This is a genomic window from Leisingera sp. ANG59, assembly GCF_013317235.1.
In the GTDB taxonomy this organism is placed as follows: Bacteria; Pseudomonadota; Alphaproteobacteria; order Rhodobacterales; family Rhodobacteraceae; genus Leisingera.
In genome coordinates, this window is record NZ_WLCM01000020.1 from 24,563 (window position 1) to 47,148 (window position 22,586).

Genomic DNA, 22,586 nt, shown 5'->3' on the forward strand with positions numbered 1-22,586 from the left:
TGTCCGGGGAGGTTGCCGGTAAGATGCGCCACCGGTATTGGGGGCTGCAAGAAGGGCAAAGCCCCTTCGCCTGACTGGTCAATGCCCTTTCACCCGTTCTCCGGTCATTGACATATGGAGATCGAAGATCATGTTCCTGCGTTCCGGCCTGATGGGCCTTTCCTTCCTTGCGGCCGCTCAGGCTGCTGCCGCCAGCGAGAGTTTTCCGCTGACCATTCAAAACTGCGGCGAGACCGTCACTTTCGAGGCGCCGGTTGCGTCCTCTGTGACCGTCGGCCAGGCGGCAACAGAGGTGCTTTATGCGCTGGGACTGGGCGGCAAGGTGCTGGGCACCTCGGTCTGGTTCAATGACGTGCTGCCCGAATATGCGGAGCTGAACGACAAGGTCGAACGCCTCGCCGACAACGACCCCAGCTTTGAAAGCGTGGTGGCCAAGCGTCCCGGCCTGGTGGCAGCCCAGTATGAATGGCATGTCGGCCCCGAAGGCGTGGTCGCCAAGCGGGAGCAGTTCCACGACCTCGGCATCCCGACCTATGTGATGCCCGCTGACTGCGTCGGCAAGGACAACACCACCGGCGGCGACGGCACCCGCACCCGGATGTTCACCACCGACAGCCTCTATCAGGGCATTGAGGAACTGGCCGCGATCTTCGGCGAGGCCGAGAAGGGCGCCGAGCTGGTTGCCGACTACAAGGCGCGCGAGGCTGCAGCTGTTGCCAAGGCACAGGAAGTTGCGCTGGAGGATGCCTCGGCGGTGTTCTGGTTCTCTTCGCCCGAAATGGAAAGCGATCCGTTCGTGGCCGGCCAGAAAGGCGCCCCGGGCTACATGATGCAGCAGCTGGGCCTGAAGAACGTCATCGAAACCGACGAGGAATGGCCGACCGTTGGCTGGGAAACCATCGCCAAGGCCAACCCGACGGTGATCGTGATCGCCCGCATGGATCGCCGCCGCTTTGCAGCTGACGACTACGAGAAGAAACTGGAGTTCCTGCGCACCGATCCGGTCGCCAGCCAGATGGACGCGGTGAAGAACGACCGTATCGTGGTGATGGACGCTCAGGCGATGGATGCCACCATCCGCGCCATCCCGGCGCTGGAAGACCTAGCCGCTGAACTCAGCGCGATCGGCAACGGCGAATGAGCGCAGCCGCCGCAGTCGCATGGCAGGGCTTCCGGGGCGCTTGCCTGGCCCTGCCGGTGCTGGCTGCGGCGGTCCTGGCAGGCGCAATGATCGGGGAGACCGCGCTTGCGCCTGACCTTGTCCTGTCCGTTCTGGCCAACAAGCTGGCCGGGGCAGGCCTGCCGGTGGATCCGGTGGACCAGGGCATCATCTGGAGCTACCGGCTGCCGCGGGCGCTGGTGGCTGCGGCCTGCGGTGCGGCGCTGGCGGTTGCGGGTGTAGTGCTGCAGGCCTTGCTGCGCAACGCGCTGGCGGACCCTTACATTCTGGGCATATCGGCCGGCGCCTCGACTGGGGCGGTGGCGGTCACCATTGCAGGGCTTGGCGGCGGCGCCCTGTCGCTGTCCTTCGGCGCCTTCAACGGGGCGCTGCTGGCGTTCGGCTTTGTCGCCATTCTGGCCCGCGCGGCCGGGGCAGGGGGCAGCCGCGCCGCAGCGGCGCAGATCGTGCTGGCGGGCATTGCCGGCTCGCAGCTGTTCAATGCGCTGACCGCTTTCATTATCGCCAAATCCGCCAACGCGGATCAGGCCCGCGGCATCATGTTCTGGCTGATGGGCAACCTCAGCGGCGTGCGCTGGCCGGACGTGTGGCTGGCGGTGCCGCTGGCGCTGGCGGGATGGGTGACCTGCCGGTTTCACGCCCGCGCCCTGGACGCCTTCACCTTTGGCAGCGACTCCGCGGCCTCGCTCGGCATCCCGGTCCGCCGGGTTCAGGTGGTGCTGATCTTTGCCACCGCGCTGATGACCGCGGTGATGGTGTCGATCGTCGGCTCAATCGGCTTTGTCGGCCTGGTGATCCCCCATGCGGCCCGGTTCCTGGTCGGCCCCGGGCACCGCAGACTGATGCCGGCCGCGGCGCTGACCGGCGCCGTGTTCCTGATCGCTGCCGACATCGTCTCCCGCATCATCATCCCCGGCCAGGTGCTGCCCATCGGGGTGGTCACCGCCTTGATCGGGGCGCCGTCCTTTGCGGTGATCCTGGTGCGCGGGCAAAGGACTGCGAGATGAGGATCGAAGCCCGCAACCTGTCTTTCTCCGTGCGCGGCAAAACCCTGCTGCAGGACGTGTCGCTGGCGGTGCAGCCGGGTGAGACGCTGGCGCTGGTCGGCCCGAACGGCTCTGGCAAATCGACCCTGATGCGGTTGCTGTCCGGCCTGGCGAAGCCCTCGAATGGCGAGGTGCTGCTGGCGGACCAACCGCTGGCCAGCCTGACCCGCCGGGAGATCGCCCAGCGGATCGCGATCGTCGAACAGCAGGCCGACACGGCAGAGCGCATCACCGCACGGTCTGTCGTCGAGCTTGGCCGCACTCCCTGGCTGTCGGCGCTGAAACCCTGGAGTAGCGAAGACACCCAGATGGTGGACAAGGCGCTGCATACGGTGGATATGGAGGGCTTCGCGCGCCGCGAGTGGGCCACTTTGTCCGGCGGCGAACGGCAACGGCTGCACATTGCCCGCGCCCTGGCGCAGCGGCCGGGGCTTCTGCTGCTGGATGAGCCGACAAACCATCTGGACATCCACCACCAGCTGTCGATCCTGAACTGCATCCGGAACCTGCAGGTGACAACCGTTGTGGCCCTGCATGACCTGAACCAGGCCCTGACCTGCGACCGTGTGGCGGTACTGTCGCACGGGCGCCTGGTGGCCATTGGCGCGCCAGGGGAGGCGCTGGATCCGGAAACGGTGTCCGGGATCTTCGGGATCAAGGCCCGCTGGGTCCGGGACGGCGAGGGCGCGGATCCCTTCCTGTCCTTTCAATTGGCCTGAGAGGCTATCGGCACAGGTGCCCCGGCCATGCTGCGCCGTGCCGGAGGTTTTCAGCCTGGCGCGCCTGACAGATCGCAGGACTGTATGAAGGCGCAGCACTCCTCTGTCAGCGCGGCAAAGCGGGAGCGTTCGCGCTGATACAGGTAAACCGCCCGCTTGTCGGGCAGGTCGGCAATCGGGCGGAAGGCGGTTGCCTCCGGCATGAACCGGGCAACCGTCTGCGGCAGCACGGTGACCCATTTACCGGTCCGGACCATGGTGATCAGCGAATGGGTGTTGTGGATCGTCACATCCGCATTGCTGCTCGCTTCTACAAAGCGTTCATTGCGGATCAGATCGCACAGGGCGTTGCGGACAAAGGAGGAGCCGGTCACCTCGGCAATTGAGGGGCGCGCGTCCTGCCGGTACAGCGGATGGTCGGTGGAACAGACCAGCCCGAAACGGTCTTCGAACAAGGGCACGGCCCTGACACCGTTCAGCGGGTGGCAGCCGGAGGCGATGCCGATATCCGCCTTGCCCTCCGCCAGCGCATCCAGAACCTCCTGAGTGTCGGTGTCGCGCAGCTCCACCTTCAGGCCCGGATGCCGCGCCGCCATGTGTTCCAGCACCGCAGGAAACACCAGCGCCGCGACCGATGGGACAGAGACGATCCGCAAGAGCCCGTGCGCCGCCTCAGCCGCCATCTCGATGCTCTGCACGGTCTGATCGAACTGCCGCACCTGTTTCTGGGCCAGTTCAAAGACTTGCTCGCCCAAGGGTGACAGCTGGTTCTTGCGCTCGCCCTCGAACAGTCTCTTGCCCAGATGATCCTCCATTTGCTTCAGCGTCATGGAAACGGCGGACTGGGTCCGGCCCAGCCGGTTGGCGGCCTCGGAAAGGTTGCCGGTTTGCGCCACGGTGCAGAAGGCGCGCAGCATTTCGATTTTCAGTGCCAAGTTTCAATTTTCCTGAAGTTTCCTACAGTTTATTGAGTTTGACTGATGCGGGTTGCGGAGTCCATCCTGCTGCAAACCTGAAATTCAGCATCTGGGGCTTTTCCGTGACCAAACTGAACCTGATTGCCGGCGAATGGCTGGCGGGCGAAAGCGAAATCGAAAACCGCAACCCTTCGGATCTGAGCGATCTGGTCGGTATGTTTGCCCAGGCCAGCTCCGATCAGCTGGAGGCGACCCTGGACCAGGCGCAAATCGCACAGCGTGAATGGTCCGCCTACGGGCTGGAGCGCAAGCAGGCAGTGCTGATGAACATCGGCAACGAGCTGATGGCCCGCGCCGAAGAGCTGGGTACGCTGTTGTCGCGCGAAGAAGGCAAGCCGCTGGCCGAGGGCAAGGGCGAAGTCTACCGGGCCGGCCAGTTCTTCACCTATTACGCTGCCGAATGCCTGCGCCAGATCGGTGAAAACGCCGATTCCGTGCGCCCCGACATCGAGGTGGACGTGCGCCGCGAAGCCGTTGGCGTGGTGGCGATCATCTCCCCCTGGAACTTCCCGACCGCAACCGCATCGTGGAAAATCGCGCCGGCACTCTGCTACGGCAACGCGGTTGTCTGGAAGCCCGCCAACATCACCCCGGCCTCTGCTGTGGCCCTGACCGAGATTATCGAGCGCCAGGACATCCCCAAGGGCCTGTTCTCGCTGGTGATGGGTTCGGGCCGCTCGATCGGCCAGCGCCTGGTGGAAAGCCCGAAGGTGAACGCGATCTCCTTCACTGGCTCGGTGCCGGTGGGCAAGGGCATCGCTGCTGCCGCGATCCAGAACCTGACCAAGGTGCAGATGGAGATGGGCTCCAAGAACGCGCTGGCCGTGATGGACGACGCCGACCTGGACCTGGCCGTCTCCCTGGCGCTGGGCGGCGCCTTCGGCGGCACTGGTCAGAAATGCACCGCTTCCTCCCGGCTCGTGGTCCACGCGGCCGTGCATGACGCCTTTGTTGAAAAACTGGTGGCGGGTGCGCAGGCAATGAAAGTGGGCCACGCGCTGGAAGCGGGCGTGCAGATGGGGCCGGTGGTCAGCGAACAGCAGCTGAACGAGAACCTGGCATATGTCGATCTGGGGACATCCGAAGGCGCCGAGCTGGCCTGCGGCGGCCAGCGCCTAGAGATGCCGCACGAGGGTTTCTACATGTCGCCCGGCGTGTTCCTGAACACCACCAACGACATGCGCATCAACCGCGAGGAAATGTTCGCGCCGCTGACCTCCGTTATCAAGGTCGGCAGCTATGACGAGGCGCTGGCGGTTGTCAACGACACCAACTTCGGGCTGACCTCGGGCATCGTCACCCAGTCGCTGGCCCGCGCTACCCATTTCCGCCGCAACGCGCGCACCGGTGTGGTGACGGTCAACCTGCCGACCGCAGGCACCGACTACCACGTGCCCTTCGGCGGCCGCGGCGACAGCTCCTACGGCCCGCGCGAGCAGGGCAAGGCAGCGGCGGAGTTCTATACCACCGTCAAGACGGCCTACATCAGCGCCGGTAAACCGGCCTGAGACTGAAACCCTGGCAGCGCCGGACACCGGCCTGCCAGATTGCGGAAGCGCCCGCCCTCCTCGTTTCCCCTGAAGCGGGCGCCTCCTGCCCGCTGCCTGAGGGTCGGGTGCTGGACTTAGAAAACCGAGGTGCTTGAATGACCGGATACCGTATCGACTGCCTGCAATATGCCAACTGGTCGGAAAAGATCTTCCGCCAGCTGCGCGAGGGCGGCGTGGACGCGACCCATGTCACCATTGCCTATCACGAGAACTTCCGCGAGACGGTTCTGAATTTCGAGAAGTGGAACCGCTGGTTCGAGCAGTACCCGGACCTGATCATGAAGGGGCAGTGGGCCTCTGACATCGACAAGGCCCGCGAAACCGGCCGCACCGCGGTGTTCTTCGGCTTCCAGAACCCCTCGCCGATGGAGGACGACATCGGCCTGGTGGAGATCCTGCACACCCTGGGCGCCCGCTTCATGCAGCTCACCTACAACAACCAGTCGCTGCTGGCCACAGGGTGTTACGAGGCCGAGGATATGGGCATTACCCGCATGGGCAAGCAGGTGATCAAGGAGATGAACCGGGTTGGTCTGGTCGTCGACATGAGCCATTCCGCCGACCGCTCCACCATTGAGGCGGCGGAGATTTCCACCCGTCCGATCGCCATCACCCATGCCAACCCGCATGAATGGTCGCCGGCCCTGCGCAACAAGAAGGACGATGTGATCCGCGCAGTCACCGGCCACGGCGGCATGCTGGGCTTTTCGGTCTATCCGCACCATTTGAAGGACAAGTCCGACTGCACCCTGCAAAGCTTCTGCGAGATGATTGCACGCACCGCCGAGAAATACGGGGTGGAGAATCTTGGGATTGGCACCGATCTCTGCCAGGACCAGCCCGACAACATCGTTGAATGGATGCGCGTCGGCCGCTGGACCAAGGAGGTCGACTACGGTGAAGGATCAGCCGCCGCGCCGGGCTTCCCGGCAATGCCCGGCTGGTTCAAGGACAACCGCGACTTTGGAAACATCGAAGAGGGCCTTCGCGCGACGGGCATGAACGATGACGAGGTCAGCGGCATCATGGGCGGGAACTGGTACCGGTTCTTTGCCGAAAACTTTGGCCCAAAGGGATAGGTCATGGAAACAACCGCGCAGACAACGATATCACGACGGGACCCGGCTCAGGTCATGCGCCTCAGCCGTCTGGGCTCCCTGCACCAGTGCCGCCTCAGCTTCATGCGGGTGCTGACCCGCCGCATGGCCCGGGAAAACTGGAGCTTTGCGCGCCCCAAGTTCGATATCGATGCCAAGGGCGTCGGCGTAGCGGTCTATACCGCTACCGGCCCTGCGCGGAGCTACTCCCTAGTGGCTTTTGCCCACGATCTGCCACCCGAAATGCGCTCGGACCGGGTGATCGCCACCGCCTGGGATGCGACTTTCACTCTGTTCGACGGTGTGCCAACGGACGCCGATATCGAACGCCTGTCCCGGAACGTGCCCCACCAGGAGGCCGGACGGGTCAGCGGCAGCGAGCTGTCGCTGTCGCGCGCCAACCGCTCGGTACGGCTGTGGGCGCATGTGGTGGACTGCCTGTCCGAGGGCCGTCAGCCAGACCCGGCGCAGATCGAGAGCGTCGGCTACCTGATGCGCACCACTGCTGTTTACGGCTCCGGCAAGTTCGGCGCCGCGGACCGGGATGTTATTGCAGACCGCGAGGAGATGCGGGCGCCGTTTCAGGCCGAGATGCTGTCCGTCTACTTGACGCGGGTATTTGTCCGCGACCTAGTGGAGCATATGGCCCGTGCCAAGGGCGGCGATCAGGCGGTGCCGCTGGCGCCGGAAACCGCGCGGCGGCTGGGTATCGGCAACTCCACCGGCCTTGGCATGGCGCCCTACATCGTCAACCACCCGGTATTGTTCAACAACTGGATCATGGCGCGGGAAGAGGCGATTGCCCGAGTGCGCTCGGTTCAAACCGCCTCGGCCGAGGAAGCCGCCTGCTTCCGCCGTATGCTGCGGCGGAGCGAACTCTCGGCAGCGCGCTGGCACTCGGAACACCCGGTGCAGATCGAAAAGCTGGCCAGCCTGCACAAGGATCTTGAGGCGCTGGCGGCCTGGGTGGGCGCAGACGATCTGCTCAACGACCACCCCTGGGACCGGCTAATCCGCTGGAGCGAGACCGCGCTGGGCCTGGAGGGGCAGGAGCTGGCGGCCTCGCTGATCCTGGAACCCTATGCCGAGCTGGTGGACGGGCTGTCCGGCAGCATGGCCGATGCCAACAAGGACGCCTTCATCATCGATGGCGCCATGCCGGTCGCACAGGTGCAGGAGCTGTTAGAAGACAGCTTTGCCTGGGCGCTGGATCTGGACTGGAGCGCCCGCGAAAACTGCGCCCGCGCCTGGTATGTCTCGGAGGAGAAGCTGGAGCCGCGCATGGGCGAGCGTTTTGACGAGCCGATTGCCGATTTTGAGCAGCCGCTGGCCCCGGCGCGCGATGCAGCTTTGGCCCACACTGCGCTGGCAGATTGGGACCGGGACGAGCCGATCGCATCCTTCCTGCTGCGCCACCCGGAACACCGCCACACCGTGCGCCGGGCGCAGATGAGCCGGGTTGCGCCCTATGGCGAAATCCGCAGCAATACCATCAGCGACCGGGTGCTTCCGGTCGATATGCTGCGCGCCAAGCTGTCGTTTTTCGGGGCCACCCATTTCGACCCGCGCTCCGACCGCTGGGTGCGGATCTGCATGTATGCGGGCGCGCCTTATCCCGAAGATCTGACCACCGCCAACGCGGATCTGTGGGTGTACCCGGAGGCTGAGCAATGAGCTATGCACTGAACGAAGTGGAAGCCACCGCCAAACGCGCCGCCCGCGGGGCCGGGTATGACTGGGGCCTGGCCGAGGAAGCCGCCAAGGCCACCCGCTGGCTGTGTGCGCAAGGGTTGGACGGCGCGGCGGTGCTGGCCGGGCTTCTTGAAGCGGGTCTTGCCGCGGACCTGCCTGCCCATGTGCCGCAAGGCTTGCAGGCGGAGTGGCGGGCAGCCGCGCCGCTTTGCCCGCTGGCTGCCGGTGCGGCCCTGTCGGATTGCGCCGCCCGGTTGCAATCTGCGCCGCTGGCCATCGCGCAGGTCGCACATCCCGCAATGATCCTGCCCTTTGCCGCCATGGCCGCCCGCCAGCTTGGCGCCTGCGTCACTGTCGAGGGCGATAGTTTTCAGGCGGTCACCGATGGCATCGGCCTGCAATGCGAAGGCACCCTGCCGGAAATGGCGGACAAGCTGACCGTTCGCGCCGCGGGCAGCCTTGCAAATGCAAACCCAAGCCAATCCCGCGCGGCACCGGAGGAGGCGGCTTGGGCCGTGCTCAACCGTTTTGCCCACAAAACCTACGCTCCGGCCACCGAGGAGTCGCGCTTGCTGGGCGCCGGCGCCGGGTTGTCGGACAACGACTGAAGAGGCCTCTTACATGACCGAATCCAGAACTATGTCCCTCGCCGAGATCGAGGACCTGTCCTTCCGCGCCCTGGTGGCGGCAGGCACGTCTGAAGCCAATGCCCGGCCCCTGGCCGTCGCAACAGCCGCCACCGAAGCGGATGGCGTGGCCAGCCATGGCCTCGCCTATATCCCGATCTATGCCGAGCATGTGCAATGCGGCAAGGTGGACGGGCAGGCGGCACCGGTTCTGACCCGCCCGCGCCCCGGCGTCGTGGCGGTGGATGCCGCCACCGGCTTTGCCCATTCCGCCATCGACATTGGGTTCGAGGCGCTGATCCCGGCAGCGCGGGAGCAGGGCATCGCGGTGCTTGCAATCCGCAACAGCTACAACTGCGGCGTGCTGGGCTACCACACCACCCGCCTGGCCCGCGCCGGGCTGGTGGGTCTGGGCTTTACCAACGCGCCGGCCTCGATCGCGCCCTCGGGCGGCAGCAAGCCGGTGGTCGGCACCAACCCGTTCTCGGTTGCCGTTCCCGGCGAGGATGGCGAGCCGGAACTGCTGATCGACCAGAGCGCCAGCACCATCGCCAAGAGCGAGGTGATGAAGCACGCCCGCGAGGGCAAGGAGATCCCGCTGGGCTGGGCGCTGGATGCCAACGGCAATCCGACCACCGATCCGGACGCGGGCCTCAAGGGTTCGATGGCACCCTCGGGCGGCTACAAGGGCGTGGGTGTTGCGCTGCTCACCGAAATCATGGCCGCCGCGCTGACCGGCGCCACGCTCGGCATCAATGCCTCGCCGTTCTCGGGCACCGCAGGCGGGCCGCCCAAAACCGGCCAGATGTTCATCGCAATCGACCCTGCTGCGACAGCAAATGACGCTTTCGGTGCTGGAATGGCCGGGATCGTGGAAGCGGTGCGCGGCCAAGCCGGCGCACATCTGCCCGGAGACGGGCGGCGGGCAAAACGCTTGCAGGCCCGCCGAGACGGCGTCGCTGTCAGTGTTGCAACGCTGGCAAGGATCGAAGCCCTGCTGGGCTGACGCCAGACTCCGGCGGTTGCGCGAACCGCCGGACAACCCGCACCCCGGTGCGGCACGTGCGAAACGGGAGGAAACGCATGTCAATAAAGCAACCTTTTACGGATCTTGAGATCAAGACCTCAGACGAGGGCTTCTATAAGGGGCACAGCGTCGAGATCGCCTTGCTCAGCAAGGGGATCATGGTCGCCCTGGTTCTCTGGGCCCTGGTCTGGCCGGCTAACGCCACGGGCGTTCTGGGCAGCCTCAACTGGCGGATCCTCGAGGATTTCAACGCCTTCTACATCATCATCGTCGGTTTCTTCGCCTTTTTCCTGTTTGTGGTTGCCGCTTTGCCGCAAACCGGTAAGCGGATCATGGGGGGACCGGGCCAGGGCAAGGAATTCTCGGACTTTTCCTGGTTCTCGATGATGTTCGGCGCCGGTCTGGGCGTCGGCCTGATGGTTTTTGCAACCGCTGAGCCGCTGGGCCTCTGGGGCTCCAACCCGGTGGTTCTGGCGCAGGAAGTGACCGCCAACACCGAGGAAGCCATCCAGTCCGGCTTCCGCTACACGTTCCTGCATTACGGCTTCCACGCCTGGGCAATCTACGTTGTGACAGGCCTGTCGCTGGCCTACTACGCCTATACCCGAGACATGCCGCTGACCATCCGCACCGCGCTGACGCCGCTGTTCGGCAAGCTGATGAACGGCTTCCTGGGCCACGTCGTTGACGTGCTGGGTGTTGTCGCCACCATCCTGGGCGTTTCCGTGACCATCGGCTTCGGCGTTTCCCAGTTCGTGGACGGCGTTTATGCCATCACCGGCATGGAATGGATGATGGACATGAGCGGCGACGCGCCTGCGCCGGGCACAGTTGGCCTGCTGGCCGGCCTGTTCGCGATCATGGGCCTTTCGATCATCTCGGCGGTCTCCGGCGTCGGCCGCGGCGTGAAGTATCTGTCGAACCTGAACCTGGTTCTTTCGATCATCCTGCTGCTGACCTTTGTGGTCTTCGGCTCCTTCATGTTCGCCATGACCACTTATGCCTCGGCTTTCGTGGACTACATCCTGCACTTCACCTCGCTGAGCTTCGGCGCCTACGGCCCGCAGTCGGCAGCGGACTTCGCGGCAGCACTGCCAGCGGAGGCAGCGCCTTACGCAGATGCTCTGCGCGGCGGTGCAACCAATGCCTGGGGCTCGTTTGACGGCTTCAAATCCGGGCTGGAAGGCGAAGCAGCTGCTCTGTCCGACGACGTTCTGGCAGCAACCTATGCAGCTGGTGAAGCACAGCGCCAGTTCGGCTGGCAGGCAGGCTGGACCACCTTCTACTGGGCTTGGTGGATCGCGTTCTCGCCCTTCGTGGGCCTGTTCCTGGCGCGCATTTCCCGCGGCCGTTCGGTGCGTGAGTTCATCCTCGGCTGTGTGATCGCACCGGCACTGGTCTGCTTTGCCTGGATGACCATCCTGGGCGGCACCGCCATCGACCTGGAACTGAACGGTGCGGCAGAAGGCGCTATCATCGGTGCCTCGAACACCGCCAAGCTGTTCGTGACCCTGCAGAGCATGATCGACGGCGGCCTGCTGTCCGGCATCACCATCATGTGCGTGGTGCTGATTATGACCTTCCTGGTCACATCGGCGGACTCCGGCATCCTGGTGATGAACACCATCATGTCCGGCGGCGACCAGAATATCGGCAATAAGCACAAGATTGTCTGGGGGCTGATCCTGACCGCAGTCATTGGCACCCTGCTGTTTGCAGGCAAGCAGAATGGCGGGGCCGACCCGATGGAAGCGCTGAAAAGCGCGATGATCATCGGAGCACTGCCCTTCACCATGGTTATGGGCCTGATGTGCGTGTCCCTGGCCAAGGCGCTGTTCCGCGACGGCCAGCGTGAGAAGGCCGCGGCGCCCGCTGAGTAAAACCAAAACATCAGGCAGCGCTGCGGCGTTGCCTGGGTGTCACACAAACGCCCTTCGGCAGAAGGGCCGGGAAGCCGGAGGAGAGATCCTCCGGCTTTTTACTGGCCGCGCAGCGACGGAAAAAGGCGCGCAAAATAAAGCGCCCCGGACATCCGGGGCGCTGCTCTTTCTTTGCAGTCAGGAGCTTCAGGCCGCCAAATCGAACCGGTCGGCGTTCATCACCTTGACCCAGGCGGCCACGAAGTCGCGCACAAAGCTCCCGGCGCCATCGTCCTGCGCATAAACCTCTGCCAGCGCCCGCAGCTGCGAGTTGGAACCGAACACGAGATCAGTGCGGGTACCGGTCCATCTGACGGCGCCGCTGGACCGGTCGCGGCCCTCATAGGTGCCGTCGCCAGCCGGTTTCCACTCCACCCCCATATCGGTGATGGCGGTGAAGAAGTCAGTGCTCAGAACGCCAACCCGGTCGGTAAAAACACCGTGCTTGGAGCCGCCGTGGTTGGCGCCCAGCACCCGCAGCCCGCCGATCAGCGCTGTCATCTCCGGCGCGCCAAGGGTCAGCAGCTGGGCCCGGTCCACCAGCATCTTCTCGGCCGGCACGGCATAGTCCGCCTTCTGGTAGTTGCGGAAGCCATCGGCCTCCGGCTCCAGCACCTCAAAGTTCTCAACATCTGTCTGCTCCTGCGTGGCATCGGTACGCCCGGGGGTAAGGGGCACCTCCACCGGGTGGCCCGCAGCCTTGGCAGCCTCTTCCACGCCAACGCAGCCGGCCAGCACGATCAGGTCTGCCATCGACACTTTCCTGCCGCCCGTTGCGGAGGAGTTGAACTCGCTCTGGATCTGCTCCAGTGCTTTCAGCACCTTGGCCAGCTTGGCAGGCTCGTTCACCTCCCAGTCCTTCTGCGGTGCCAGCCGGATGCGGCCGCCATTGGCGCCGCCGCGCATGTCGGAGCCGCGGAAGGTCGAGGCCGAGGCCCAGGCGGTGGAGACCAGCTCAGAGACCGAAAGCCCGGTGTCCAGGATCTTGGCCTTCAGTTGCGACACGTCCTGAGCATCCACCAGCGCGTGATCCACCGCCGGCACCGGATCCTGCCACATCAGGTCTTCGGCAGGCACGTCTGGCCCCAGATAGCGCGACTTCGGCCCCATGTCGCGGTGGCACAGCTTGAACCAGGCGCGGGCAAAGGCATCGGCGAACTTCTCCGGGTTGGCATGGAAATCGCGCGAAATCTTCTCGTATTCCGGGTCCATCCGCAGCGACATGTCGGCGGTGGTCATCATCGGCGCGTGCTTCTTGCTGGGGTCGTGGGCATCCACCACCATATGTTCCGGCTTCACGTCCTGCGCCTGCCACTGATGGGCGCCGGCCGGGCTTTTGACCAGTTTCCATTCATAGCCGAACAGCACGTCGAAATACCCCATGTCCCAGGTGGTCGGGTTCGGCTTCCAGGCGCCTTCGATGCCTGATGTGGTGGTGTCACCGCCCTTGCCGGTGCCATGCGCATTGGCCCAGCCAAAGCCCATCTGCTCCATCGCGCCTGCTTCCGGCTCTGCGCCCACCAGCTCCGGGTCGCCAGCGCCATGCGCCTTGCCGAAGGTGTGGCCGCCGGCAACCAGCGCCACGGTTTCCTCGTCGTTCATGCCCATGCGCCCAAAGGTGTCGCGCACGTCCCGGCCGGAGGCCACCGGATCCGGGTTTCCGTCAGGGCCTTCAGGGTTCACATAGATCAGGCCCATCTGCACCGCCGCCAGCGGGTTCTCGAGGTCCCGTTCGCCGGAGTAGCGGCTGTTCGCCTGATCGCTGGTTGCAAGCCATTCGGTCTCGGCGCCCCAGTAGATATCCTCCTCCGGCTCCCAGACATCTTCGCGGCCGCCGCCAAAGCCGAATACCGGGCCGCCCATCGACTCAATGGCGCAGTTGCCCGCCAGGATCATCAGGTCCGCCCAGGAGATCCTGTTGCCGTATTTCTTCTTGATCGGCCACAGCAGGCGGCGCGCCTTGTCCAGGTTGCCGTTGTCCGGCCAGGAATTCAAAGGCGCAAAGCGCTGGTTGCCGGTGCCGCCGCCGCCGCGCCCGTCCTGCTTGCGGTAGGTGCCCGCGCTGTGCCAGGCCATGCGGATGAACAGCCCGCCATAGTGGCCGTAATCGGCGGGCCACCAGTCCTGGCTGTCGGTCATCAGCGCAAACAGGTCCTTCTTCACCGCCTCCAGGTCGAGTTTTTTGAATTCCTCCCGGTAGTTGAAATCCGCCCCCATCGGGTTCGACTTGGGGGAATGCTGGTGCAGGATTTTCAGGTTCAGCTGGTTCGGCCACCAATCCTGGTTGGTGGTGCCGCCGGCATCGGTGTTCAGCGCCGCACCGTGTATCACCGGGCATTTTCCTGCGGGGGTATTTCCGTCCATTTCCATCTCCGATCGTGGCTTCAATTGTTTGAACTGCGATGTGGGGGAAGCCGCCCGGAACTTATCCGCAAAGCCGGGCGCCGCTTGGAAATGCAAGCGGGGCTCAGGCCGCCCGAGCCGGGTCTCCCTGTCTTTCTGCTCTTGAGGCTAGCAGGGAAAATTCATTGGGATAAGTTGCATTTATTCATCGCTCTGATAATAAAATCTTATGATTAACGTGACCCTCCGCCAGATGCGCTACTTTGAGGCGCTGGCCCAGCATCGCCACTTCGGCCGCGCGGCGGACGCCTGTGCCGTCTCCCAGCCTGCATTGTCTGTTCAGATCAAGGAGTTGGAGGAGGCGTTGGGCGTCCAGCTGGTGGAGCGCGGCGCGCGTCAGGTGCGGCTCACCAGCTTTGGCGAGGATCTGGCGTCCCGTGTACGCGGCATTCTGCGCTCGGTGGATGAGCTGGGTGAGCTGGCGCGGGCGTCGCGCGACGGCCTGGCGGGGCGGCTGCGGATCGGGGTGATTCCCACCATCGCGCCTTATCTGCTGCCCTCCATCGTGGGGACCCTCACCCGGCAGTACCCGGAGGCCGACATCCGGGTCCGCGAAACCGTGACCCCCAAGCTGCTGGAAGAACTGGGGGAGGGGCGGCTGGACACTGCCATCGTGGCGCTGCCGGTGTCTGAGCCCGCTTATGAAGAGGTGCCGATGTTTTCAGAGGATTTCGTGCTGGTGCGCCCGGGGCAGGATGCGGGCACCCCGGTTCCCGGCCCGGATGGCCTGCGAGAGATGCGCCTCCTGCTGCTGGAGGAGGGGCATTGCTTCCGTGACCAGGCGCTGTCCTTCTGCAACATGCAATCCGCTGCCCCGCGGGAGCTGCTGGACGGCAGTTCCCTGTCGACACTGGTTCAGATGGTTAGCGCCGGGATCGGGGTGACGCTGATCCCGGAAATGGCGGTGCCGGTGGAAACCCGCTCTGCGGAGGTATCGGTTGCCCGCTTCCGGGAACCGCAGCCCTCGCGCACCATCGGCATGATCTGGCGCCGCAGCAATCCGCTGGCACGGCAACTGATGCAGGTGGCTGAGGTGGTCCGCCAGGCCGCTGACGGCCTGCGGTCCAGCTATGCACCAATGGGCTGACGCGGGGCAGAGGGGGGCGCCGTCGTGATGCCCACTGGCTGCGTGGCCGCGCGGCAGGGCAGATGCATCAGGAGCAGATGTCTTGGGAATGGTGCGTATTCAGCACGCTTGCATGCGTTTTTGCGGCTCACTGTTTCCCGCGGCGCGCTGCTTTGTTAACGTACTATTAATAATCAAAAGACGAAGCAGGCATACAGGCAGATGAAGACGGGCTTTCGTGGCACGTTTGTTATTTCCTGGTCGCAAACCGAGATCGACGGCCTCCCGGCCGCGCCGAAGGACGCCCTTGAAGCGGGGGCCGCTTGGTGCTGGCAAGGAGACGCTGTGCAGGTGGATGGCCCAGCAGGGCTGTTGCGGCTGGATAGGGCAAACGGCGAAGCAGAACTGCGCCGCCGGGCGGCACGCTCGGTGCGCAGGCTGGTGGGGGCTGCGGTGCAGAACCGGACCGATGTCGACGCGGTCGAAATCGAAGAGCCGCTGATGGACAGCTGGTTTGTTGTCACCAATGGAGTGCAAAGCTTCACCGCAACGCTGATCGGGGCAGGGCCGGGTCAGTACCCGCTCTTGATGTTCGTCGATGAACTGCCGCCGCGCAGCACCGACCTATGGGTGGTGCATCATTCACTTGGTACTATTAGCGCAAACCGGCCCCAAGGGGAAACCGGGGTGATCTGTTTTACCCCCGGCACCCTGATCGCCACACCCGGCGGGCCGCAGCGGGTGGAGCAATTGCGCGAAGGCGAAAAGGTGCAGACCCGCGACAACGGCGTGCAGGAAATCCTCTGGATCGGCACCCGACGGATCAGCGGCGCACGGCTTTATGTCATGCCGCAGTTGCGGCCGGTCCGCATCCAGGCGGGGGCCTTGGGCATCGACCGGCCGGAGCGGCAGCTGCTGGTCTCCCCCGATCACCGGATGCTGTTGCGCGGTGCCCGTGTGCGGGCATTGTTCAACACACCCGAGGTGCTGGTCGCTGCTGGCGATCTGGTCAATGGCGCCACCATCCATACCGACACCTCTGTGCGCGAGGTCACCTATATCCACCTGATGCTGGCCGATCACCAGGTGCTCTGGGCAAACGGGGTGGAAACAGAGAGCTTCCATCCCTCCAACGCATCGCTGACCGCACTGAGCGGGTCCGACAGGGAACGCCTGTTCCGCCTGCAGCCGGAGCTGGAGCGCGACCCGCTGGCCTACGGTGCCCATGCCCGTCGCAATCTCTCCCCTTCGGAGGCGGCGATTCTGGCGCATGAAGCAGCCTGAAGACTTTATCCGGCAAGGTCCGAATGCTATTTCGCGGCCCAGACCGGGTTTCGCTGCAGATTTCCTGCCGAACACGCAATCGCCGTGTTGACTCTGCCCCGTCCCCCTATATAAGCGCGGCTTCATTGGTGTTGGTGGCCCCCGCAAGGGGATCCCTGTCATGCCGCAAGGCAAGAGGACAACGCCCTTCGAAACCCTATACGAAGGAGATCAGCCGTGACCAAACGCACGTCTGCCAAGTACAAAATCGATCGCCGCATGGGCGAAAACATCTGGGGCCGCCCTAAGTCCCCGGTCAACCGCCGCGACTACGGCCCTGGCCAGCACGGCCAGCGCCGCAAGGGCAAGCTGTCCGACTTCGGCATCCAGCTGCGCGCCAAGCAGAAGCTGAAAGGCTACTACGGCGACCTGACCGAAAAGCAGTTCCGCCGCATCTACGGCGAAGCCGAGCGTGTTAAGGGCGACACCGGTGAAAACCTGATCGGCCTGCTGGAGCGCCGCCTGGACGCCGTCGTCTACCGCGCCAAGTTCGTGCCGACCGTGTTCGCCGCCCGCCAGTTCGTCAACCACGGCCACGTCCTGGTCAACGGCAAGCGCGTGAACATCCCCTCCTACCGCGTGAAGGAAGGCGACGTGATCGAGGTCCGCGACAAGTCCAAGCAGATGGTTGCCGTTCTGGAAGCCGTTCAGCTGGCTGAGCGCGATGTGCCGGATTACATCGAAGCCGACCACTCCAAGATGACCGCGACCTTCGTGCGCACCCCGTCCCTGGGCGACGTGCCGTACCCGGTTGTGATGGAACCGAACCTGGTCGTCGAATTCTACGCCAAGAACTAAGCCTGCTGCCCGCTGGGGCACACGGCGGAAGGGCTGTCCATTCGGGCAGCCCTTTTTCGTGTCAGCAGGGGCAGATCAGCAGTTTCTCGTCAGTAGGTCAGTTCCCCGGTTGCCTCGCGGATTTTCCACACCGACTTGGCTGCCCGGGCCATCTGGTTCTTGACCGCCTTGTAGATTGTCGGCTGCTTCATCATTTCTTCAAGGTCATCCTTGTCCTTGTATTTCACAAGGTTCTTGCCGGCCCCCTTGAGGAAGGTGGTAATCACCTTCTTCGGCCCGGACGGCACCTTTGCCGCTGCCCGGAACAGTGCTTCGACAAACCCCATGGCGAAACTGGCGTTGAGCATCTCTACCAGCATGGCCTGGGCAAAGCCGCAGTCTTCCTTGCTGAAGTCCTTTGCCGCCACGCTTGTCTTGCCGTAGAGCCAGGTGATGATGGCATGCGCCTGCTGAGGTTTCAGAACAATCTTCTTGGGTTTCTTCAGTCTGGCCATGAGTGCCTCCCAAATGGAACTGCAAAAGCCTATGGTGCGGGCCGTTAAATAAGAAATTCCTAACGGCGATCAGCTTGCACGTGTGGTGCCGCATTTTCAACCTTTGTGTTCCGGACCGCCCTGACGGCATTTCCCGGTATGCGCACCGACGGCGAAGCTTTATGCTGTTGTTGGGAAAAAGAGGGAGATTGAGATGAAAGCTCTGTTCAGCGCAGCCGCGGCCGCAGCTCTGATGCTCGCCGCCGCAGCCGGTGCGGCACCGTTGAAGCTGACGCCGGCAAATCCGCAGCCCTCCAGCGTCAAGCCTGGCTTGGCGGTGGTCTACGCCTATCCGCAGGATGTGAAGACATTGGCCGAAGCCTCCTCCGCGCTGAAGATCGGCAGCGAAACGGGCCGCCCGATTGCCGGGCTGGACAACCGCGACACTGAGGAGGGGCAGAACACCCTGACCGCCAAGCGGCCGATGCATGTGGCGGCGCGCATCACTGGCTATGTAAAGCTGGACACGCCCGGCATCCACAACATCGACTTTCTGACCAACGACGGCCTGCTGGCCAAAATCGGCGGTCAGGTGGTGGGTGAATTCGATGGCCGCCAGTCCTGCGACAGCACCATCGTGACCGAGGTCGAGGTTCCTTCACCCGGCTGGTATCCCGTCGACATCCTCTATTTCCAGCGCCTCGGCACCGCCTGCCTGCACATGCGGATGGGACCGGACGGCAAACGCCCGAAATGGATGAAAAACAGCGCCTTCGGGCACTGACAGCCTTGACCGCAGGGCAGGGGGCTGCCCCCTGCCTCTGCCCTCACAGGGGCAGCGGCCGCCCCTCCGCGATGGCCTCCATCGCAAAGTAGGAGGTCACACTGTCCAGCTCGACGCCTGAAATCAGCCGCTGATAGACCTTGTCATAGCTGGCCATGTCCTCGGTCACCACTTTCAGCTGATAGTCGTAGTCGCCACCGATGCGGTGGAAATCCACCACCTCGGGAATGGTCAGCACATGGCGGCGGAATTTCTGCAGCCAGTCCGCCGAGTGATGCCGGGTGCGCAACAGCACGAACACCACCAGATCCAGCCCCAGCTGCTTGCGGTCCAGCCGCGCGGTGGAGCCTTTCAGCAGCCCGCTGTCGTTCAGCGCCTTCAGCCGCCGCCAGCAGGCGTTCTGCGACAGCCCCACCTTGTCGGCCAGATCCCGCTGCGACAGGCTGGCGTCCTCTTGCAGGGCCCGCAGGATGGCGCGGTCAATATTGTCTGCATTTTTGCTCATTGGTCGATCATATGACACAAAGATTGTGCAATCTACTCAGTAATTGATTAAGTTTTTGCGCCAATTCCCGTTCACCATGCCTCAACAGATTTCGGAGGCGCGACATGACCCTGGCAGCATTCAAACAGACAATCCGGCAAGCAGCGCAGGACGGCACCCTTGGCCGCAGCGTGATTGGCGACGGGGTGATGATCCCCGGCCTCGATGGCGATGTGCCGCTGGTATACGCCGATTACGTCGCCTCCGGCCGGGCGCTGCGCCAGGTGGAGGATTTCGTGGCAGGCCAGGTGCTGCCATTCTATGCCAACTCCCACACCGAGGCATCCTACTGCGGCATGCAGATGACCCGCCTGCGCCGCGAGGCGCGCAGCGAGATCGCCCGGATCACCGGCGCCACGCCGGAGGATGCGGTGATCTTCACCGGCTCGGGCGCCACCGCAGGTCTCAACCGGCTGGTCAGCCTGTTCGGTGTAAACGAGGCCGCCCGCCCGGTTGTCTTCATGGGCCCCTATGAGCACCACTCGAACATTCTGCCCTGGCGCGAGAGCAAGGCCGAGGTCGTCGAGATCCCCGAAGCGGAGGAGGGCGGACCGGATCTGACAGTGCTGGAACTGGCGCTCAAGCAGCACGCGGGCAGCGACCTGAAAATCGGCAGCTTCTCTGCCGCCTCCAACGTGACCGGCATCGTGACCGATCCCGACCCCATCAGCCGCCTGCTGCGTGAACACGGGGCGCTGTCGGTCTGGGACTATGCCGGCGGCGGCCCATACCTGCCCATCGACATGGGCGGCAACGGCGCGGCGCGCAAGGACGCCGTTGTGGTCTCGCCGCATAAATTCCCGGGCGGCCCCGGCGCCTCCGGCGTGCTGATCGTCAATCAATCAGCGGTGCGCCGCCGCTGCCCGTCCTGGCCCGGCGGCGGCACCGTCAGCTTCGTCTCCCCCTGGCGGCATGAATACAGCCAGGATCTGGCCGCCCGCGAGGAGGCCGGCACCCCCAACGTGATCGGCGACATCCGCTCCGCGCTGGCGTTCCTGGTCAAGGAGGCCGTGGGCCAGGAACAGATCGAAGCCCGCGAAGCCAAATCCGCGCAGATGGCCTGGGACGGCTGGTCGGCCAACCCGCGCCTGCGCATCCTCGGCCACCGCGACGCGCACCGGCTGCCGATCTTTTCCTTTCTGGTCTCCGATGGCGATGGAAACCCGGTGCACCAGCAGCTGTTCACCCGCATGCTGAGCGACGTCTACGGCATCCAAGCCCGCGGCGGCTGCGCCTGTGCAGGCCCCTATGCGCACCGTTTGCTGGGTATCAATCAACCGGAATCGGAAACCCTGTTTGCGGACCTGCAGGCCGGTGAAGAGATGAAGAAGCCGGGCTGGGTGCGGCTCAACTTCTCCTATCTGATGGAGGAGGAAACTGCGCAATACATCATCAATTGCGTCAATGAGCTGTCGATGAAGGCGGGGGAGATTGCAGCCCGATACAACGCCGACCCCGCGACCGCGCGGTTCAAGGCTCAGGCGGCCTAACCCCAGCTGAACGGGTGCTTTCCCGCTTCGGGGAAGCACCTCACATGCATGCGACATGTAGGTGCCGGCCCCCGCATTTTAAAGGGGAAAGTCTATTCCAAATCCCCCGCGACCGCAGCGCGCCGCCGTGGCAGGCTTGAACCAGTAGTTAATTGGTTGGAGCAAAGTCATGGCTCTCAAGCTGTCCGCCCCCGTCGGCGACAAGAAACGGATTACCAAGCCGGACCCGAAAACCGGCGAAAGCAAATTCAAACCGGTCAAGAACGCCCCCGCGGATGTCGAACTCGTCCGCCTGATGCTCAAGGCAAACGGCTATCCCGTCGAGATCAGCACCAAATGCGACTCCGGGCTGATCAGCACCATCAAGGATTTCCAGAAGAAGAAACTGGGCTTCAGAAAGCCCGACGGCATCGTTGATCCCGGCATGCGCACCTGGAACGCGGGCCTGCCCAAGCTGGCAGCGATGCATGCCGCCGACACCAAGATTGAGCGGGTCGAGGTGGTCGAGAACGGCAAGACCAAGCTGATCACGGTCGCTGAGTTCGAGGCCGGGCAGGAGGAGTTGCGCCGCAAGCTTCTGGCCAAGGCCAACATGATGTACGGCCAAGCGGAATCCTGGGTGGACTTCTGCAATGAGGTGGAGAACACCCGCCAGGGCAACGAAACCTTTCTGAATGCGCTGACCGAATTTGCCGTCAGCATGGTCAATGACAAGACCGATCCGCCCTGGACCCCGATCCTGAATGCGCGGTCCGAGGCAAGCTTGCTCAAGACATTGACCAGCAAGAAGAAACCGGACTGGAAAAAGGTCTACAAGCAGGACGTCAAGGCGACCAAGGCCTATAACAAGGGCGGCAAGGCCTTCAAGAAGTTCATCGACCAGCGGATCGCCACGGCCGGCGGTATCGTCTGGAAACTGGAAGTGGTGCGCGAGGTTTCCTTTGCCGTGGTCGAAACCTACATGACCGCGCGTCTTGTGGCGACCAAGGGAATGTCACCGGCCAAGGCCCACGCTATCGCCGCTGCCAGCACCGAGGCGCTGAAATCCAGCGCAGGCCAGCTGGGTGAGCATCTGGCAGGCAACAAGGTCACCTGGGACGGGGCCGCCAAGAAAGTCTTCATCGACAGCTTCATCGCTGGCCTCGCGGGCGCAGCGGGCGGCAAGCTGACCGCCAAGCTGTCCGCGGGCCTTGCCGATGACTTGGCCAAGGCCGCAGCTTCCAAGCTGTCGCGCGAGATGCCCAAGAAGGCGGTGAAGGTATTCTTCGAAAAGTTCCTGAAATCCAAGGCTGGTGAAGCCATGGTGACAGAAGCCTTGAAGGAAACCATCGGCCTGGCCAAGCCCCTGATCGAAAAGGGCCGCCCGCCGAACACCAAGGAGATCAAGGAAAGCATCGCCAAGATCCTGACCGCTGGCATCATGTCCGCAGGTGCCGGCAAGGTGCTCGACAAATTCTCTTCCGGTTTCACTTCGGGCGCCGAGAAGTTCCTCAAGACCAAACTGGCCCCTGCCGCCATGGAGGGCGCGGTCAAGAAGGATCTGATCGCCAAATACGGCACCAAGGCGACCGAGGATTTCATCAAGCTGCATGGTGAAGCTGTGTATGGCGAAATCGCCAAGCAGATTTCCGGCAAGACGCTCAGCAAATATGCAGGCGAGGCGCTGAATGGGGCGGATGGCTCGCAATCGGCCTCGACCATGCAGAAACAAGCCAATGAGGCGATGCGCAAGGACATGGAGCTGCGCAAGCAGATCCAGAAGATCATCATGGCAGAGGCCAAACGCAAAATGCCCAAGGGCGCAGCCGCGCATTAACGCGAGCATGCGGCCGGGGCAGGCTGCCGCTGGGGGGTGGCAGCAAGGGGGAAGCG

General features: G+C 64.0%; 19 protein-coding genes. 15 read left to right on the top strand and 4 right to left on the bottom strand.

The annotated features are described in order from the left end of the window. Positions 1–130 precede the first annotated feature (130 nt). Genes GKC28_RS16670 through GKC28_RS16680 form a run of 3 tightly spaced genes read left to right on the top strand, consistent with a single transcriptional unit; the run spans position 131 to position 2,945 of the window. Complete coding sequence (locus GKC28_RS16670) at positions 131–1,141, top strand: ABC transporter substrate-binding protein (RefSeq protein ID WP_174148124.1); 1,011 nt, start codon at positions 131–133, stop codon at positions 1,139–1,141. Beyond that, complete coding sequence (locus GKC28_RS16675) at positions 1,138–2,187, top strand: iron ABC transporter permease (RefSeq protein WP_174148125.1); 1,050 nt, start codon at positions 1,138–1,140, stop codon at positions 2,185–2,187. The genes GKC28_RS16670 and GKC28_RS16675 overlap by 4 nt, the downstream gene beginning before the upstream one ends. Next, positions 2,184–2,945 (top strand): ABC transporter ATP-binding protein, encoded by a 762-nt coding sequence (locus GKC28_RS16680; RefSeq protein ID WP_174148126.1) that lies wholly within the window; start codon positions 2,184–2,186, stop codon positions 2,943–2,945. The genes GKC28_RS16675 and GKC28_RS16680 overlap by 4 nt, the downstream gene beginning before the upstream one ends. Before the next feature lie 50 nt (positions 2,946–2,995). On the opposite strand, the gene GKC28_RS16685 is transcribed toward GKC28_RS16680, so the two are convergent. After that, positions 2,996–3,880, bottom strand: coding sequence for a LysR family transcriptional regulator (locus tag GKC28_RS16685; protein ID WP_174148127.1), 885 nt, complete (start codon positions 3,878–3,880; stop codon positions 2,996–2,998). A 104-nt stretch (positions 3,881–3,984) separates the two neighbouring features. Between GKC28_RS16685 and GKC28_RS16690 the strand changes: the two genes are divergently transcribed. The 6 genes from GKC28_RS16690 to GKC28_RS16715 all read left to right on the top strand — a co-directional run bounded on the left by GKC28_RS16690 (position 3,985) and on the right by GKC28_RS16715 (position 11,794). Then, positions 3,985–5,430 (top strand): aldehyde dehydrogenase family protein, encoded by a 1,446-nt coding sequence (locus tag GKC28_RS16690; protein WP_174148128.1) that lies wholly within the window; start codon positions 3,985–3,987, stop codon positions 5,428–5,430. Positions 5,431–5,567: 137 nt separating this feature from the next. Continuing rightward, positions 5,568–6,551, top strand: coding sequence for a membrane dipeptidase (locus GKC28_RS16695; protein WP_174148129.1), 984 nt, complete (start codon positions 5,568–5,570; stop codon positions 6,549–6,551). Between the two features lie 3 nt (positions 6,552–6,554). After that, positions 6,555–8,243 carry a hypothetical protein gene (locus GKC28_RS16700; RefSeq protein WP_174148130.1) on the top strand — a complete coding sequence of 563 codons (1,689 nt, stop codon included), beginning with the start codon at positions 6,555–6,557 and terminating at the stop codon, positions 8,241–8,243. Further along, positions 8,240–8,869, top strand: a complete 630-nt coding sequence (locus tag GKC28_RS16705) for a DUF3726 domain-containing protein (protein WP_174148131.1) — start codon at positions 8,240–8,242, stop codon at positions 8,867–8,869. Before GKC28_RS16700 ends, GKC28_RS16705 begins: the two co-directional genes overlap by 4 nt. Before the next feature lie 13 nt (positions 8,870–8,882). Continuing rightward, a complete protein-coding gene (locus tag GKC28_RS16710; protein ID WP_174148132.1) occupies positions 8,883–9,893 on the top strand; it encodes an Ldh family oxidoreductase in 1,011 nt (336 codons plus the stop codon). A 77-nt stretch (positions 9,894–9,970) separates the two neighbouring features. Beyond that, positions 9,971–11,794, top strand: a complete 1,824-nt coding sequence (locus GKC28_RS16715) for a BCCT family transporter (RefSeq protein ID WP_174148133.1) — start codon at positions 9,971–9,973, stop codon at positions 11,792–11,794. A gap of 186 nt (positions 11,795–11,980) precedes the next feature. On the opposite strand, the gene katG is transcribed toward GKC28_RS16715, so the two are convergent. Next, positions 11,981–14,197, bottom strand: coding sequence for a catalase/peroxidase HPI (gene katG, locus GKC28_RS16720; RefSeq protein ID WP_174148134.1), 2,217 nt, complete (start codon positions 14,195–14,197; stop codon positions 11,981–11,983). A gap of 208 nt (positions 14,198–14,405) precedes the next feature. Here katG and GKC28_RS16725 point away from each other — a divergent pair, with 208 nt between their 5' ends. From GKC28_RS16725 to rpsD, 3 genes are all read left to right on the top strand, one after another. Then, positions 14,406–15,323 (top strand): LysR substrate-binding domain-containing protein, encoded by a 918-nt coding sequence (locus GKC28_RS16725; RefSeq protein WP_174148135.1) that lies wholly within the window; start codon positions 14,406–14,408, stop codon positions 15,321–15,323. 201 nt (positions 15,324–15,524) lie between these two features. Continuing rightward, positions 15,525–16,586, top strand: coding sequence for a Hint domain-containing protein (locus GKC28_RS16730; RefSeq protein WP_174148136.1), 1,062 nt, complete (start codon positions 15,525–15,527; stop codon positions 16,584–16,586). Between the two features lie 216 nt (positions 16,587–16,802). Further along, positions 16,803–17,423, top strand: coding sequence for a 30S ribosomal protein S4 (gene rpsD, locus GKC28_RS16735; RefSeq protein ID WP_174148137.1), 621 nt, complete (start codon positions 16,803–16,805; stop codon positions 17,421–17,423). A gap of 89 nt (positions 17,424–17,512) precedes the next feature. Here rpsD and GKC28_RS16740 read toward each other — a convergent pair whose 3' ends face one another. After that, positions 17,513–17,917: a hypothetical protein gene (locus GKC28_RS16740; protein WP_174148138.1), complete on the bottom strand. Its 405-nt coding sequence runs from the start codon at positions 17,915–17,917 to the stop codon at positions 17,513–17,515. 193 nt (positions 17,918–18,110) lie between these two features. Between GKC28_RS16740 and GKC28_RS16745 the strand changes: the two genes are divergently transcribed. Next, entirely contained in the window at positions 18,111–18,680 is a 570-nt protein-coding gene (locus GKC28_RS16745) for a PA14 domain-containing protein (protein WP_174148139.1), read from the top strand. Between the two features lie 43 nt (positions 18,681–18,723). On the opposite strand, the gene GKC28_RS16750 is transcribed toward GKC28_RS16745, so the two are convergent. Further along, positions 18,724–19,185 (bottom strand): Lrp/AsnC family transcriptional regulator, encoded by a 462-nt coding sequence (locus tag GKC28_RS16750; RefSeq protein WP_174148140.1) that lies wholly within the window; start codon positions 19,183–19,185, stop codon positions 18,724–18,726. 104 nt (positions 19,186–19,289) lie between these two features. Between GKC28_RS16750 and GKC28_RS16755 the strand changes: the two genes are divergently transcribed. Together GKC28_RS16755 and GKC28_RS16760 are read left to right on the top strand one after the other, a co-directional pair. Beyond that, positions 19,290–20,714, top strand: coding sequence for an aminotransferase class V-fold PLP-dependent enzyme (locus GKC28_RS16755; RefSeq protein ID WP_174148141.1), 1,425 nt, complete (start codon positions 19,290–19,292; stop codon positions 20,712–20,714). A gap of 169 nt (positions 20,715–20,883) precedes the next feature. Then, on the top strand, positions 20,884–22,530 hold the full coding sequence (locus GKC28_RS16760) for a peptidoglycan-binding protein (protein WP_174148142.1): 1,647 nt from the start codon (positions 20,884–20,886) through the stop codon (positions 22,528–22,530). Positions 22,531–22,586 lie beyond the last annotated feature (56 nt).